Origin of the sequence: Thioalkalivibrio sp. AKL8 (genome assembly GCF_000380525.1) — a bacterium.
Classification (GTDB): Bacteria; Pseudomonadota; Gammaproteobacteria; order Ectothiorhodospirales; family Ectothiorhodospiraceae; genus Thioalkalivibrio; species Thioalkalivibrio versutus.
Map to the genome: position 1 here is coordinate 657,053 of NZ_AQYF01000009.1, position 14,419 is coordinate 671,471.

Sequence of the window (14,419 nt, forward strand, 5' to 3'; positions counted from 1 at the left end):
AATACCATCCGTGGTCATTCAGAAATTAACACAGTGTTAAGTTTTTTACATCCAGGGCCAGGACTGGTGTAGCCACGGATGCACGCGGATGAACACCGATGAACAGGACTAGTGTGAATGGCGGCTCAAAGCGGCTGTTTTTTCCGTTACCCATCTTTCCGTGCCCTTCAGCGGATTCCGTGGCAAAAGCCCTTTTCGCCACCGAACCCACGGAAGTACACGGACGGTAGACAGAGATGGCGAACTGACAGGCATCTTCTGCACTTATTCTCGCCCTTCAATCCGTGTTCATCCGCGTGCATCCGTGGCTAAAACAGCTTTGGCCACGGATTGACACGGATGAACCCGGATGAGGGCCATTTCTTGGAAAGGCGATTGGCCGGTCCGGCCCTTTCCCCATCCAATCCGTGTTCATCCGTGCACATCCGTGGCTACCCAGTCTCTTAGCCTGCGAGCAAGGCGTTGATGACGGCTTGTTGTTCGGATTCGGTAATGTACGGGTGCATGGGCAGGCTCATGACCTGCTCGCTGGCCTCCTCGGCGTTCGGGAATGCTTCCGGAGCGTAGCCCAGGTCGGCGAAGGCCGGCTGGCGATAGAGCGGCACCGGGTAATGCACCGCCGTGGGGATACCCGCCTGCTGGAGCCGGGCCTGCACCGCTTCGCGGTCCTGCACCCGCAAGGTGTACTGCGCGTACACATGGGTACAGCCGGGCGCGGTGAAGGGCGTTATAGCCACGGATGAACACGGATGAACACCGATATTGGGCTCTTGTTCTTCCATCCGTGTCTGTCCGTGTCCATCCGTGGCGAGCAGCAGCTGGTTGTAGCGTTCGCCGGCCTGCTGGCGCAGGTGGACCTCCTCCGGGAAGACCTCCAGCTTGGGCAGCACGATGGCGGCCTGCAGGGTGTCCATGCGCCCATTCACGCCGATGACCGGGTGGTGGTAGCGCCGGTCCTGGCCGTGGACGCGGATCTCGCGCATGGCCTTGGCCAGGTGGTCATCATCGGTGAACAGCGCGCCGCCGTCGCCGTAGCCACCCAGCGGTTTGCTGGGGAAGAAGCTGGTGGAGCCGAGGGTGGAGAGCGCACAGCTCTTGCGGCCCTTGTAGGTGGCGCCGAAGGACTGGGCGCCGTCCTCGATCACCGGCAGGCCGTGCTTCTCCGCAATGGCATTGATCGCGTCGAAGTCCGCACACTGGCCGTACAGGCTCACCGGCATAATGGCGCGGGTCTTCGGGGAGATGGCCGCCTCGATGTTTTCGGGGGCGATGTTGTAGGTGGCCGGGTCGATATCCACGAACACCGGCTTCGCCCCCAGCAGGGCAATCATCTCGCCGGTGGCGATGAAGGTGAACGGGGTAGTGATCACCTCGTCCCCGCGCCCGATGCCAAGCGCCATCATGGCGATGAGCAGGCTGTCGGTGCCGCTGCTGACGCTGATGCAGTGCTTGCTGCCGGTGTAGGCGGCCAGCCGCTCTTCCAGCTCGCCGACTTCCGGCCCCATGATGTATTTTCCGTGGCGCAGGACGGTCTCGATGCGCCGTTCGATTTCGGGCCGGATGCGCCGCTGCTGGGCGGCGAGATCGATGAAGGGGATCGCCGCGTCGGTTGCGTTCGTCGCGGGCTGCAGCCGGGCGAGCGCCTCGCTCGGTTGCATGGCCTCGCACTCGCCGAGTGTGTCGAAGGTCGCGTCGAGCGTGACGATGGCCACGCGGCCGCCCCGAAGGCTGCGGGCGCCCGCCGCGATCTGGGCATCCTCGAAGTCGCGGGCCTCGGCGTACAGGGCGGCTTGCTCGTGACCGGGCAGGCTCAACACCGCGACCCGTTCCAGCAGTTGCTGCATGAGCTGCTGGACGGTGGCGCGGGCGGTTTCCGGTTCGGCACCCAGATCCTTCAGCCGACGCACGGCGACGAAGTCCAAGGTGTTCAAGGCGCTGGCACCGACCCAGAGTTTGGCGCCCGCAACCTCCGCGTCTTCCAGGAGCCGCGCCGTGGGGTTGTTTTCCACGTCCGCGTCCAGCCACATGTCGAGGATGGCACTGACGTCGAGAATATAGTGCCGATCAGCCACGGTGCTTTTCCTCCCACGCTTGGTCGCGCAGTTCGCGCATTTCGTCCTTGCTCAGCGAGGTGTTCTCTGCCGATTGCAGAACATCACGGATCGGGGCCTGGATCGACTGGAGTTCGTCGATGAAGTCCGAGGCGGCCTCTGGCCCGTTGTAGGGGATATGGGGTTCCGGTTCGCTGGTTGCCGCCTCCTCTTCCCCTTCTTCGATCTCGTCGTCCGGAAGGGTGACCAGAACGCGTACCCGCGTATGGCGGAGCTTGAGAGGACGGGCGAACTGCAGGTGCCCTTTGTCGTCGAGAGTGGCTTCAATTTTCATGCTTCGCACCTGGTGATCGTTGGTAAACACGCGCCTTCATCCATTGCCCGGTGGGGCAAGCGGACATACGGGCGAATCTTGCGCGGTGAAGGGCGTTTTGGCCACGGATACACACGGATGGACTCGGATAAAAACAATAAAAACCCAGCATCCGTGTTCATCCGTGTCGATCCGTGGCTACCCTCTGTTCGTTGTGCCCTTGCCGCCGGCTGAAGAAAAGCATACCCAACGGGGCAAACATGCATACGGGCAAATCCTGCGCGGTGAAGGGCGGTTTGGCCACGGATGTACACGGATGGACCCGGATAAAAACAATAAAACCCAAAAATTCGTGTTCATCTGTGTCGATCCGTGGCTACCCTCTGTTCGTTGTGCCCTTGCCGCCGGCTGAAGAAAAGCATACCCAACGGGGCAAACATACATACGGGCGAATCTTGCGCGGTGAAGGGCGTTTTGGCCACGGATGCACACGGATGGACCCGGATAAAAACAATAAAACCCAAAAATCCGTGTTCATCTGTGTCGATCCGTGGCTACCCTCTGTTCGTTGTACCGCTGGAGCGCCAAAAGACCGTTTTTTACCCTCGGCTGAGTGTCGTGCCGCGGAGGGTATAGCCGGTGCCGGTGGCGGGGCATTGGGCGGTGGCCTCGCCCTGCAGCGGCAGATCGAGCTGTTCGCCGTGTTCGCTCATCCAGCCGATCTGTTTGGCGGGGACGCCGACCATCAGGGCGTAGGGCCGGACGTCCTTGTTGACCACGGCCCCGGCGCCGATGAAGGCGTGCTCGCCGATGGTGACGCCACAGACGATGGTGCAGTTGGCGCCGAGCGTGGCTCCGCGCTTGACGCACGTGTTGCGGTACTCGTCCTTGCGCGGCACGGCGGAGCGCGGGTTGTAGACGTTGGTGAAGACCATGCTGGGGCCGCAGAAGACGTCGTCTTCCAGGGTGACGTCGTCGTAGACGGAGACGTTGTTCTGCACCTTGACGTTGTCGCCGATAACCACGCGGTTGCCGACGAAGACGTTCTGGCCAAAGGAGCAGCGCTCGCCAACGCGGGCCCCGCCGCAGATATGGACCCAGTGCCAGACGCGAGTGCCTGCGCCGAGCTGCGCGCCGTCATCGACGATGGCGGTGGGATGGATGATTGTAGTCATTGAATTAGCCACGGATGTTCACAGATGGACACTGAGGGTCATGGGTTTTGGGTAGTCACGGATGATCACGAATTCACCTGGATGCCTTAGCGGACGAAGCGTTTGATTTGCGCCCGGGGCTGTCCGAAGTTGATCAGCAGGCCGAGCGGAATGCCGGTGGCCTGCAAATAGTTGAGCAGTTGCGCCTGGTGCTCCGGCGCCAGGCTGTTGCAGGCCTTCAGCTCCAGCAGCACCCGGTTTTCGACGAGGATATCGGCAACGTACTCGCCAACCGTATGCGCCTTGTAGCAGACCTTGATCGGCTGCTGCGTCTGAACCAGGAGTCCCGCATCACGCAGTTCGATTGCCAGGGCATTTTCATACACTCGCTCCAGGAACCCCGGTCCAAGTTCATTGGACACCGCGAAGACACAGGACCGGATCCGATAGGTCAGATCCTCTTCAACAAGCGTTCCCTGCTCGTCCATACCCATTCGCCCTTCATCCGTGTTCATCCGTGAACATCCGTGGCCGGCTTTTTGCCCTTGGTCGTCAGTAATCCAGCGGCAGAGGCGTTTGGCGGCCGTCGCGGGCGGACAGATACGTGGCGATGAGGATTTCCAGGGAGCGCAGGCCCTCGCGGCCGTCGGTTTCCGGATCGGCTTCGCCGCGCAGGCTGTCGATCACGTTTTCGTAGTACGCCGGGTGGCCGAAGCCGTAGACCGAGGTGGTCTCGTAATTGGCCTCCTTCACCTTGGCGTCTTCGGGCTGCTCGTCCGCGAACTCCCAGTGCTGGATCTCGTTCACCGCGACGCCACCCACGCGTACCGTGCCCTTCTCGCCGAGGATGGTGATGGAGCCTTCCAGGTTCTTCGGGTAGGTGAGCATGGTGACGGCCATGCTGCCCAGGGCGCCGTTGCGCCAACGGACGTTGAGCACGCCCGAGTCTTCGACCTCGATCAGGCGATCCTGCGTGGCAGTGTAGGCCTGCACGCTCTCCACCGGGCCGATCAGCCAGTCGAGCAGATCCACGTAGTGGCTGGCCTGGTTCATGAAGGCGCCGCCGTCGAACTCCCAGGTGCCGCGCCATTTCGCACTGTCGTAGTACTCCTGAGGGCGCGTCCAGAAGACGTTCAGGTTGACCATGAAGATGCGGCCGAAGCGGCGCTGCTCCACTGCGCGCTTGAGCAGTTGCAGCGTGGCGTTGCGTCGGTTCTGCTTGACCACGAACAGCCGCACACCCGCATGGTCGCAGGCTTCTACCATGGCCTTGGCATCCGCCCAGCGCGTGGCCATGGGCTTTTCGGTGATCACGTGCTTGCCGGCCTCGGCGGCCAGGATGGCCTGGCGGGCATGCACGCCGCTGGGGGTGCAGAGGATGACGCCGTCCAGGCCCGGGTCCTGTTCGAGAAGATCGCTCAGATGGCGGTATCCGGGGGCGCCGGTACGCGCCTCGGCCTGGGCCAACGCAGCCGGGTCGATGTCGCAAACGGCGGCCAGTTCGATGTTCTCGGCGTGCTTTTCCAGCGCGTCGATATGCTTCTGGGCAATGCGGCCACAGCCCACCAGGGCTAGGCGGATGCGGCGATCGGTAATCGGGGTGAACTGATGAATCATGGGGTTCCCTGTGTTGAATGGGCTCAGGCGCGAACGATCTTCGGGTCGGTACGATCCCGGTAGACTCCGCGGGTATCGAGGATCAGCGGTGCATGCTTCTGGACTAGCTCGTAGTCCACGGCTTCGTGATCGGTGGCGATGAGCACACAGTCCTGTGCCGCCAGGGTTTCCTCGCTGATCGGCGTGTGCTCAAGATCGAACTGGTGCTCACGCATGGGGGGAAAACTGGGCACGTGTGGATCGGAATAGGCCAGGACGGCGCCCTGCTCGCGCAGGTATTCCATCATCTCGACCGCCGGGGATTCCCGCATGTCGTCCACGTTCTTCTTGTAGGCGATGCCAAGGATCAGGATGCGGCTGCCGTGGACGGCCTTGCCGCGTGCATTGAGCGCGTCGGCGAGTTTGCGCAGCACCCACTCCGGCATGCTGCTGTTGACCTCGCCGGCGAGCTCGATGAAACGGGTATTGAGCCCGTACTCACGCGCCTTCCAGGTGAGGTAAAAGGGATCGATAGGGATGCAGTGCCCGCCCAGGCCCGGCCCCGGGTAGTACGGCACGAAGCCGAACGGCTTGGTGGCGGCTGCATCAATGACCTCGTAGATGTCGATGCCCATGCGCTCGGCGACCATCTTCATCTCATTGACGAGGCCGATGTTCACCGCGCGGTGGATGTTCTCCAGGAGCTTGGTCATCTCCGCGGCACGGGCACTGCTGACCGGTACGACCCGATCCACCACCTGGCCGTACAGGGCCTGGCCTACCTCCTGACATGCGGGGGAGTACCCGCCGCAGACCTTGGGGATCGTCTGGGTCTTGAAGTCGGGGTTGGCGGGGTCTTCGCGTTCCGGGGAATAGACGAGGAAGATGTCCTCACCCACCTTGAGCCCGCCGGAGCCGATGCGCGGGGCCAGCTCCTCTTCGGTCGTACCTGGATAGGTGGTACTTTCCAGCGACACCACCTGGCCGGAGCGCAAATGCGGAACAAGGGCATCCGTGGTGCCCACCACATAGGACAGATCCGGTTGACGGTAGCGATCCAGTGGCGTGGGGACACAGATGATCAGGGCGTCCGCCTGCGATGCCCGCGACATGTCGCTTGTGGCCTCGAACAGACCGCACCCAACCGCATCGGCGATCTGGTCGCTGTGGATATGCTCGATGGGGCTTTGGCCCGCGTTCAGCTGCTCGACCTTGGAGGCGTCGTTATCGAAGCCAAGTACGTGGTAGCCCAGCTCCACATAACGAAGCATGAGGGGCAGACCGACGTAGCCAAGCCCGATGATGCCGATGACGGCGCTGCGGTCTTGCAAGCGCTTGATCAATTCCTGTTGTGCAGACATTCCGTTGTATTCCGTTTAGGTTTTTTGGTTCGCTGATTCGCTTTGGCGCCGTCAATGTCGAGGGCAGTCCTGACCGCCCGAGATCCCGGCTTTTCGCTCCGCTGCGCTCCTCGCGATGACGGAGATGTGTTCTTTGGTCATCCCGGGGACCGCGCAGCCCAAGACCCGTCTTCCTGTGAACCGCCCTGCCCTTCCGTCATCCCGGAAACTGCACCACCCCACCGTCATCCCGGAAACCGCGGCGCGGTTATCCGGGATCTCGCGCGTCCGGGCAGCCTCCACCGGTGGAGATCCCGGCTCTTCGCTTCGCTACGGCCGGGATGACCGGGAAGGTGTGCCGGACGGGTCGTTGGTATGTGGGGTGGCCCGGGGCTCGCGGCCCGCTCTGGCGGGGGCTTCGCCGCCAAGGCGGCTCCTACGGGGTGGGTGGCTCATCCGCGGGTTTGGCGTTTTGCACCTCGGCGCGGAGTTGTTCGATTTCGGTCATCAGGGCTTCGTGCTCGGCGCGTTTGCGCTGGAGCAGGCCGTACGCCAGGCGCGCCTTTTCCTGCAGGCCGTTCGGCGTGAGCTTGTACAGGTAGGCCGAGCGGTTGTCCGAGCGGCGGAAGTTCTGCGCCTTGACCCAGCCACGGTCGAGCACGGCCTTGAGCGCGTAGTGCGTCTTGCCCACAGACAGGCCCAGCGCCCGCGCGAGCTGGCGCTGGCTCATGTCCGGCTCGCGCTCCAGCAGGCGGAGCACTTCTAGATGAAGATCTTCTTCAATCAATGGGTTATCTGGGTCTTGAGCAGCGTTTTGGCACGCTACCGCCGGGACGGTGCACCCGGATTTTCGCGGGTCCGCCCTGGGGGAAGCTGCTGACTGTGCGTTCACGGGGTGAACGAAGGCCGAAAGTAGAGCATATCGGTCGGTCGCATGGCAACGGAACGCGCGGGTCCGGTCGGGCCCGCGCGCAAACATGACCATGCTTTGAAGAAGCCCTCCCCTCCAGAAGCTTCGGCGGGGAACGCTACATGGGTCCGTAGCCGTAGCTAGCCTTGTTCGGGGCGGCGGCTTCGGGCGTTGCTGACGAACTCCCAGAAGAACGCCGCAAACAATCCGAGCATGCCTCCAAGCACCACGGACAGGGCGACAATGAGCGAGCGGCCGGCCCCCACAGGGCTATCGGATTCCCCGGCAAGGAAGGTTTGTTCGGTATCGCGGCTCATTGCTTCAACCGTTTCGGCACTGGATGCCGCATCCGTGCGGGACGAACGCAGCCTGGACAGCTCTCGGCGGATATCGCCAATTTGCTGGGCCACGATCAGGCCGGCGATGTCATCGCCCTCGCCCAGACGCTCGTAGAGCGCGTTGAGGTCCTCCTGCAGCAGCGCGATCTGGTCATCCAGCACCTCGATGCGGCTGTTCAAGGGCCTCAGATGGCTGGCCAGGCTTTGTTCAAACCGTGGCCTCAGCCACTCGGCCATAGCCGCGATCACCCCCTCGTGGAGATCCGCCACATGCTCGGCGGCCTCGCGCGTACTGGTGGACTCCAGGATCAGGCTGTAGTCCGAGCCGTGGGCACTCACGCGAACGCGAGGCCCCCGCCCTTCTCCAGCGAAGAGCTGATCGCGTTGCTGCGGGATCAGCACATCCTCGAGCCGAGCGATCGCCAACTCCTGTGATACGACGTTTGTGAGACCGCCGGAATAGACCCGCGGGAGATCCACGCCCGAGCGGTACTCGTACACCACCGGCTGCATCAAGGCATGGACGACACCCAGAACGACCGTGAGCACCCCGACACCCAGCAGGACCGGCAAACGGCGCATCAGCACATCCCACAGCTCGTACAGGCTGATTTCGTCGTCGTACGGACGGGATTGCGGACCGGCGGGATCGTTCATGAGTCAGTTCCTGTATTCAAACGCAATGTGGAGGGGACCTCGATTCGGCCCGAGGCGTTCGGCCAGGTCGATACCGGCAGTGATGGCGGCCCCGAACCACTTGCCAGGAAGGCGCTCGGGCGTTGCCATAATGCGGGCTCGAAGTGCCTTAAGGGTTCAACCCCAGGGCGTTGCGATTGGACCGGAAACCAGGGCTTTTTGCAAGGTTAGGCGCCGCCCTTTTACACGCGCGCCACCAAATGACACCCGCAACCGGCCAGCCGGTGATGATCAGAGGCATAAAGCCGCATCCGCCGAGATGACCCAACCAAAGGCACCGTCGGTCCGTGGCTGCATGAGCACGGAGACGAGCCTTGTGGGAGCGGGCCTGCTCGCGAAGGGGGACCCGGGCTGGCTTTGGCGGGGGCTTCGCGGGCGAGCCCGTCCTACAGGGGGACAACGAACCGGGCTGGGTCAGTCGTTGTTGAAGAGGTCGCGGGTGTAGACCTTGTCCGTCTGGTCGCGGAGGTCGTCGGTGATGCGGTTGGCGACGATGACGTCGGACACGCGCTTGAACTCGTCCAGGTCGCGGATGACGCGGGAGCGGTAGAACTCGTCATCGGGGAGCTCCGGCTCGTAGACGACGACTTCGATGCCCTTGGCCTTGATGCGCTTCATCACGCCCTGGATGGCGGAGGCGCGGAAGTTGTCGGATCCGCTCTTCATCACCAGGCGGTAGATGCCGACGACCTTTGGCTGACGCTTGATGATCGCGTCGGAAACAAAGTCCTTGCGCGTGCGATTGGCGTCGACAATGGCCTTGATGATGTTGTTCGGAACCTCGTCATAGTTGGCCAGTAGCTGCTTGGTGTCTTTCGGCAGGCAATAGCCGCCAAAGCCGAACGACGGATTGTTGTAGTGGCTACCGATGCGCGGGTCCAGGCAGACGCCCTCGATGATCTGGCGCGTATCCAGGCCGTTGGCTTCGGCGTAGCTGTCCAGCTCGTTGAAATACGCCACGCGCATGGCCAGGTAGGTATTCGCGAACAGCTTGATCGCCTCGGCCTCGGTCGAGTGCGTGAAGACCATGGGGATATCGTCGTCCATCGCGCCTTCCGCCAGCAGCCGGGCGAAGGTCTCGGCCCGCTCGGACTGCTCGCCGACAATGATCCGGGAGGGGTGCAGGTTGTCGTACAGCGCCCGGCCCTCGCGCAGGAATTCCGGCGAGAACAGGATGTTGTCGGTCTCCATCTGCGCCTTGATTTCGCGGGTGTAGCCGACCGGCACGGTGGATTTGATGACCATCACTGCGTGCGGATTAATCTCTAGCACGTCGCGGATGACCGACTCCACCGTGGAGGTGTTGAAGTAGTTGGTCTGCGGGTCGTAGTCCGTGGGCGTGGCGATGATCACGAAGTCCGCTTCCGCGTAGGCCTCCTGCTTGTCCAGCGTGGCCTTGAGGTTCAGCGCGCGGTTCTCGAGGAAGTCCTGGATCTCGACATCGATGATCGGGGAGTGCTTGCGGTTGATCTGGTCGACCTTCTCCGGCACCACGTCGAGCGCGACGACCTCGTGGTTCTGCGCAAGCAGGACGGCGTTGGAGAGCCCGACGTAGCCGGTTCCGGCGACTGCGATTTTCATTCCTGGTTTCCTTCCTGTTGCAATCTGTGTAGCCAAGTTCGTCGGCCTTGCGTCCGAGCCCCGTAGGAGCCGCCTTGGCGGCGAAGCCCCTGCCGAAGTCCGGCGCGGGCAGGGGCTTCGCCTGCGAGCAGGCTCCTACAGGGGCGTTGGCACGTTTGCCCAGCGCCGAGGATACTGGGGCGCCATGAACAATGATGCGATCGGGGGCACGAAAGGTTAACGCCCGCCTTACCCAGCCACGCGTTCCTGCGGTGGGTGATTGGCCGGGGCGTACTCGTGCACTACAGCGCGGATGGTGCGGCAGGCCCGCTCGGTGTCCATGTCGCGGTCGGCCTGGTCCAGCTGATTGAGGGCTGCGTGCAGGTCCTTCGCCGATACGCAGTCCTCGCGTGCGCGCATGATCCGCGGATGGCCTGTGGCCTGGACGTTGTCGCAGATCAGCAGCTCCTCGTAGAGCTTCTCGCCCGGACGCAGGCCGGTGAACACGATCTCCACGCCATCTTCGGGCACGCCGTCTTCCTTCACCTGGCGCCCATGCAGATGGATCATGCGGCGCGCCAGGTCCACGATGCGGACCGGCTCGCCCATGTCGAGCACGTAGACCTCGCCGCCCTCGGCCATGGCACCGGCCTGGATCACCAGTTCGGCCGCCTCGGGGATGGACATGAAGTAGCGCGTGATCTCCGGATGGGTCACCGTCACCGGGCCGCCATCGCGGATCTGCTGGTGGAACAGCGGCACCACGGAGCCGGACGAGCCCAGCACGTTGCCGAAGCGCACCATGCTGAAGATGGTCCCGCGCTGCTCGCGGGCGCGATCCTGCAGGACCATCTCGGCCAGGCGCTTGGTGGCGCCCATGACGTTGGTGGGGCGCACGGCCTTGTCGGTGGAGATCAGGATAAAGCGGTCCACGCCGGCATTGAGCGCCGCCTCCGCGAGCACGGCGGTACCGAAGACATTGTTGCGCACGCCCTCGATCAGGTTGGCCTCGACGATCGGCACATGCTTGTAGGCCGCGGCGTGGTACAGCGTTTGTACGCCGTATTCCGCCAGCACGGAGGCCACACGCCGCGCATTGGCCACCGAACCCAGCACGGCGTGGATGGCCGGGCACTGCTCCAGTTGCGCCGAGTACTCCTGCAGCTCGCGCTCGATGCTGTAGAGCGCGAACTCGTTGCGCTCGAACAGGATCAGCGCCGCCGGCTCCAGACGGATGATGCGCCGGCACAGCTCGGAGCCAATGGAACCGCCCGCGCCGGTCACCATCACCACCCGCCCGTGCACGCTGCAGGTCAGCAGCTCGGGGTCCGGGGGTACCGGGTCGCGCCCGAGCAGATCGGCGATGTCCACATCTTCCAGTTGTTCCAGGCTCGCATGCCCGGAGACCACCGACTCCATCGACGGGACCGTCTGCACGTACACCGGGAGCGGTTCCAGCTGTTCCAGGATGCGCCGGCGTTCCTGGCGCGTCGCGGACGGAATGGCCAGGAGCATCCGCTTGACCCGAAAACGCGACACAAAGCGCTCCAGACGATCCGGACTATGGACCGGAATCCCGTCGATCGAACTCCCCTGCAGGCTGCGATCCTCGTCTACGAAGGCGACCACTCGAAACCGGCCCCCGGCCTTGAGCCCGGACAGGAGCTGCACGCCGGCCTCGCCCGCCCCGAACACCACCACCGGCTCGGCACCCGCGCCCGCCTCGACGATCGAGCGATACCACGTGCGCACCAGGAAGCGGCTGCCGCCGACATAGATGAAGGCCACGATCGCGAAGTTAATCGGCACCGAACGCGGGAAGCCCTCGACCCGTCCCAGCATCGCGGCCGCCCATAGCACCAACGCCAGGACCACCACCCCGGACCCCACGGCCCAGATGGTGCGCGACCCCATGAACCGCACCACGGCCCGATAAAGCCCCAGCCGCACAAACAGCGGAATACCGACCAGGACCACCAGCGGGAACAGCCACCAGGTCTCCAGCATGATCGGCGGGAACGGCTCGGCCAGGCGGATCGCAAAGCCGGACCACAACGCCAGCGGCAGCATGACGATATCCGCCATCACCATGAGCCAGCGCTTCTTCGAGCGCGGCAGCTTGAACAAGCTTTCCAGGCCCTTCCTCAGCATGATCTGCAACACCGTCCCGGCATGTCTCGCCCGACTCCCCCGTCCACAAAAACTACCCGGATTACACTACAGCAAGTGTACGCACCCGCTCGCCGCCGCTCTCCATCGCGGCGTGCGGAGCATAAGCAAGCCGTCATAAAAATGCACTCACGGCCGAGAGTGTTGCCACCAACCGACGCTGGCAGGGGCTTCGCGGGCAAGCCCGCTCCCACAGGGCCGCTACCGCTAGCAGACTCCATCCCCGCTCCCTGCCTCATTCACTGTGGGAGCGGCCCTGGCCGCGAAGCCCCCGCCAAAGTCCATTCAGCCCCTTACTCCAGCCAGGCCGCATCCCACAGGGGGTAATCACCGAGATTGCCGACCAGCCCTGCCCGCAGCGGGTTCGCCACCACATAGCGGGCGACCGCCTGGAGATCCTCTTCCCGGCGCAACGCGCGGTCATGGAAGCCTGGCTGCCATATCCGACACGGTCGGCCGCGCAATTGACCAATTCGCCGCGTGGCCGAACCCTTCAGCTTCTGTGCGGTGCGGGACAACTCCCCATCTTCCAGTTGCATCAGCCAGTGGACGTGGTCGGGCATGACCACGAAGCAGAGTGTAGTCGCCACCCCTTCCACCTCACGCAACGCCTGAACCACGCAGCGACCGTGATCGAGCGCTCCAAACCAGGCATGCCGGTCGGCGCAAACGGCCGTGATCAAATAGACCCTTCCCGGCTCGCTGAACCGTCCAATCCGCAGCCGGTGCGTTCGTGCCTTCCCTGGCATTCGAACCTCCTGCTCACAACACTTTCGCCCAGTATGGCCTCATTCCATGGGCGCGCACCTTGTGGGAGCGGGCTTGCCCGCGAAGCCCCCGCCCGGGTCGGACTTTGGCAGGGGCTTCGCGGGCAAGCCCGCTCCCACAAAGACTTCCACCTTCCACACCTCGTCGTGATTACCAGCGGGGACGCTCAACCCCGCGAGCTGGGGCGCCTACGCGCGTTGTTCGGCCCATTGGGCGAACTGGTCATACGCATCAAGGGCCGGCGTGACGGCCCCGACGACCCGTTCCAGGTCGATCGTGTCGTAGAGGTGCGTAAGGAGGTTGCGCATGGCGCAGGCATCCATCAAACGCTCCGTTAATGCCTCGTCGAGATCGAGGCGGTCACGGAGGGCCTCGAACACCTCGCGATAGGTCGCAGCGAGCCGATAACCATCGCGGCGCAACAACTGCAGGCCAATGTCCGCCGAGGACTCGCAGAGGAGCTGCAGCAAGCGCTCGATGGCGTAGTGTTCCCGGCGCTGCTGTCTCGGCTCCATTGCCGCGTAGAGCTCCAGGTCCGCCAGGAACTGGCGCAGCATTCCGAGCTTGCGCTGCATCACCTCGGAGGCTTCAGGCGGCATCCGGGCCCTCCGTCAGGTGGCGCTGGAACAGGACGGAATCCGCGTGCAGGAAGAACGCACGGTCCTGTTCCGCGTGGAAGCGGCCTGCCTCCGCCTCGAACAGGCATTCGCCATCCCGGAAAATCTCGAAGCGCGTGGTCGGCGAGGTGCCATCCGTGAGTACCAGAAGATCCACCGGTGAGGGATCGAGCACGTCCTCCAGCTCTCTTTGCCAGCGGCCCTGCGTCATGAGATCCGGCGTCGACCGCGGCTGAACGGCCAGATCCACATCCCGCCCCTGGCCGTCACGCGCAGTAGAGCCGAACAGGATGACCAGGCGCCAGTCATGGCGCGCGGCGAGCTCGGTAATGCGGCTTGTGTGGTCTGGCTGGAGCATTCGAATCACGAACCGTGGTTACCCGTGTTGCCAGAGTAGCAAACGCGTTCACCGCACACCTTCTGTCCGCAAAGATCTTCTGCGGCCCACCCCTGTTGCCTCAATCATCGGCAACACCCCTTATCGCTAGGGTGAGCCCTGTGGGAGCGGCCTTGGCCGCGAAGCCCCTGCCCGGGTCCGACTTTGGCAGGGGCTTCGCGGCCAAGGCCGCTTGTATGTTTACCCGTGGCAGGCCTAGAAAGGGTCTGTCGGGGTGGAGGGACGAGGCCGGCATCTGGCCTGTGGCACAGACGGTAGGAGAGTTCGTCCCACCCCTCACCTTAAACGCCGATAAGGAATCGATCGGCACGGGACCGACGATAGATGGCAAGCCAGCGTTCGGTGAGGCCCCGACAGACAACTCCAAGCTAGCTCGGGAGGTGTGATGATGGCAACGCATCGGATCGGGGTCGATGTCGGCAAGGCCGAGTTGTGGATCAGCATCGACGGTGAAACCGCACAGCCGTGTCCCAACGAGCTCCCGGCGATCCGCCGGTGGGTCCGTGGCTT

The 14,419-nt window shown here is 63.6% G+C and carries 13 protein-coding genes and 1 pseudogene; 1 reads left to right on the forward strand and 13 read right to left on the reverse strand.

The window, feature by feature from the left end; genetic code table 11:
- Window positions 1-443 precede the first annotated feature (443 nt).
- The 13 genes from G335_RS0112365 to G335_RS0112425 all read right to left on the reverse strand — a co-directional run bounded on the left by G335_RS0112365 (window position 444) and on the right by G335_RS0112425 (window position 13,870).
- Window positions 444-2,072 carry an aminotransferase class I/II-fold pyridoxal phosphate-dependent enzyme gene (locus G335_RS0112365; protein ID WP_018176956.1) on the reverse strand — a complete coding sequence of 543 codons (1,629 nt, stop codon included), beginning with the start codon at window positions 2,070-2,072 and terminating at the stop codon, window positions 444-446.
- A complete protein-coding gene (locus G335_RS0112370; protein WP_231368524.1) occupies window positions 2,065-2,385 on the reverse strand; it encodes a hypothetical protein in 321 nt (106 codons plus the stop codon). The genes G335_RS0112365 and G335_RS0112370 overlap by 8 nt, the downstream gene beginning before the upstream one ends.
- 578 nt (window positions 2,386-2,963) lie before the next feature.
- The gene (locus G335_RS0112375; protein ID WP_018176958.1) at window positions 2,964-3,539 is read right to left on the reverse strand and encodes an acyltransferase; all 576 of its coding nucleotides are present in this window, start codon (window positions 3,537-3,539) and stop codon (window positions 2,964-2,966) included.
- 86 nt (window positions 3,540-3,625) lie between these two features.
- Entirely contained in the window at window positions 3,626-4,012 is a 387-nt protein-coding gene (locus G335_RS0112380) for a GxxExxY protein (RefSeq protein ID WP_018176959.1), read from the reverse strand.
- Window positions 4,013-4,070: 58 nt separating this feature from the next.
- The gene (locus G335_RS0112385; RefSeq protein WP_018176960.1) at window positions 4,071-5,135 is read right to left on the reverse strand and encodes a Gfo/Idh/MocA family protein; all 1,065 of its coding nucleotides are present in this window, start codon (window positions 5,133-5,135) and stop codon (window positions 4,071-4,073) included.
- Window positions 5,136-5,158: 23 nt separating this feature from the next.
- Window positions 5,159-6,475 (reverse strand): nucleotide sugar dehydrogenase, encoded by a 1,317-nt coding sequence (locus G335_RS0112390; protein WP_018176961.1) that lies wholly within the window; start codon window positions 6,473-6,475, stop codon window positions 5,159-5,161.
- A gap of 415 nt (window positions 6,476-6,890) precedes the next feature.
- Window positions 6,891-7,241 carry a MarR family EPS-associated transcriptional regulator gene (locus G335_RS0112395; protein WP_026304843.1) on the reverse strand — a complete coding sequence of 117 codons (351 nt, stop codon included), beginning with the start codon at window positions 7,239-7,241 and terminating at the stop codon, window positions 6,891-6,893.
- 263 nt (window positions 7,242-7,504) lie between these two features.
- A complete protein-coding gene (locus tag G335_RS0112400) occupies window positions 7,505-8,359 on the reverse strand; it encodes a hypothetical protein (RefSeq protein ID WP_018176963.1) in 855 nt (284 codons plus the stop codon).
- 453 nt (window positions 8,360-8,812) lie between these two features.
- Window positions 8,813-9,979, reverse strand: a complete 1,167-nt coding sequence (locus tag G335_RS0112405) for a nucleotide sugar dehydrogenase (protein WP_018176964.1) — start codon at window positions 9,977-9,979, stop codon at window positions 8,813-8,815.
- Between the two features lie 228 nt (window positions 9,980-10,207).
- Window positions 10,208-12,109: a nucleoside-diphosphate sugar epimerase/dehydratase gene (locus G335_RS0112410; protein ID WP_026304844.1), complete on the reverse strand. Its 1,902-nt coding sequence runs from the start codon at window positions 12,107-12,109 to the stop codon at window positions 10,208-10,210.
- Between the two features lie 311 nt (window positions 12,110-12,420).
- Window positions 12,421-12,876: an REP-associated tyrosine transposase gene (locus G335_RS0112415; protein WP_018176966.1), complete on the reverse strand. Its 456-nt coding sequence runs from the start codon at window positions 12,874-12,876 to the stop codon at window positions 12,421-12,423.
- A 207-nt stretch (window positions 12,877-13,083) separates the two neighbouring features.
- The gene (gene hepT, locus G335_RS0112420; protein WP_018176967.1) at window positions 13,084-13,494 is read right to left on the reverse strand and encodes a type VII toxin-antitoxin system HepT family RNase toxin; all 411 of its coding nucleotides are present in this window, start codon (window positions 13,492-13,494) and stop codon (window positions 13,084-13,086) included.
- Entirely contained in the window at window positions 13,484-13,870 is a 387-nt protein-coding gene (locus G335_RS0112425) for a nucleotidyltransferase domain-containing protein (RefSeq protein ID WP_018176968.1), read from the reverse strand. Before G335_RS0112425 ends, hepT begins: the two co-directional genes overlap by 11 nt.
- Window positions 13,871-14,294: 424 nt before the next feature.
- Here G335_RS0112425 and G335_RS14520 point away from each other — a divergent pair.
- A pseudogene (locus tag G335_RS14520) lies at window positions 14,295-14,419 on the forward strand (IS110 family transposase); the annotation flags it as partial.

Bases quoted from the DNA above. Each gene is read 5' to 3' on its own strand.
- G335_RS0112370 (WP_231368524.1), bottom strand. From the start codon at position 2,385: ATGAAAATTGAAGCCACTCTCGACGACAAAGGGCACCTGCAGTTCGCC.
- G335_RS0112375 (WP_018176958.1), bottom strand. From the start codon at position 3,539: ATGACTACAATCATCCATCCCACCGCCATCGTCGATGACGGCGCGCAG.
- G335_RS0112380 (WP_018176959.1), bottom strand. From the start codon at position 4,012: ATGGGTATGGACGAGCAGGGAACGCTTGTTGAAGAGGATCTGACCTAT.
- G335_RS0112385 (WP_018176960.1), bottom strand. From the start codon at position 5,135: ATGATTCATCAGTTCACCCCGATTACCGATCGCCGCATCCGCCTAGCC.
- G335_RS0112390 (WP_018176961.1), bottom strand. From the start codon at position 6,475: ATGTCTGCACAACAGGAATTGATCAAGCGCTTGCAAGACCGCAGCGCC.
- G335_RS0112400 (WP_018176963.1), bottom strand. From the start codon at position 8,359: ATGAACGATCCCGCCGGTCCGCAATCCCGTCCGTACGACGACGAAATC.
- G335_RS0112405 (WP_018176964.1), bottom strand. From the start codon at position 9,979: ATGAAAATCGCAGTCGCCGGAACCGGCTACGTCGGGCTCTCCAACGCC.
- G335_RS0112410 (WP_026304844.1), bottom strand. From the start codon at position 12,109: ATGCTGAGGAAGGGCCTGGAAAGCTTGTTCAAGCTGCCGCGCTCGAAG.
- G335_RS0112415 (WP_018176966.1), bottom strand. From the start codon at position 12,876: ATGCCAGGGAAGGCACGAACGCACCGGCTGCGGATTGGACGGTTCAGC.
- hepT (WP_018176967.1), bottom strand. From the start codon at position 13,494: ATGCCGCCTGAAGCCTCCGAGGTGATGCAGCGCAAGCTCGGAATGCTG.
- G335_RS0112425 (WP_018176968.1), bottom strand. From the start codon at position 13,870: ATGCTCCAGCCAGACCACACAAGCCGCATTACCGAGCTCGCCGCGCGC.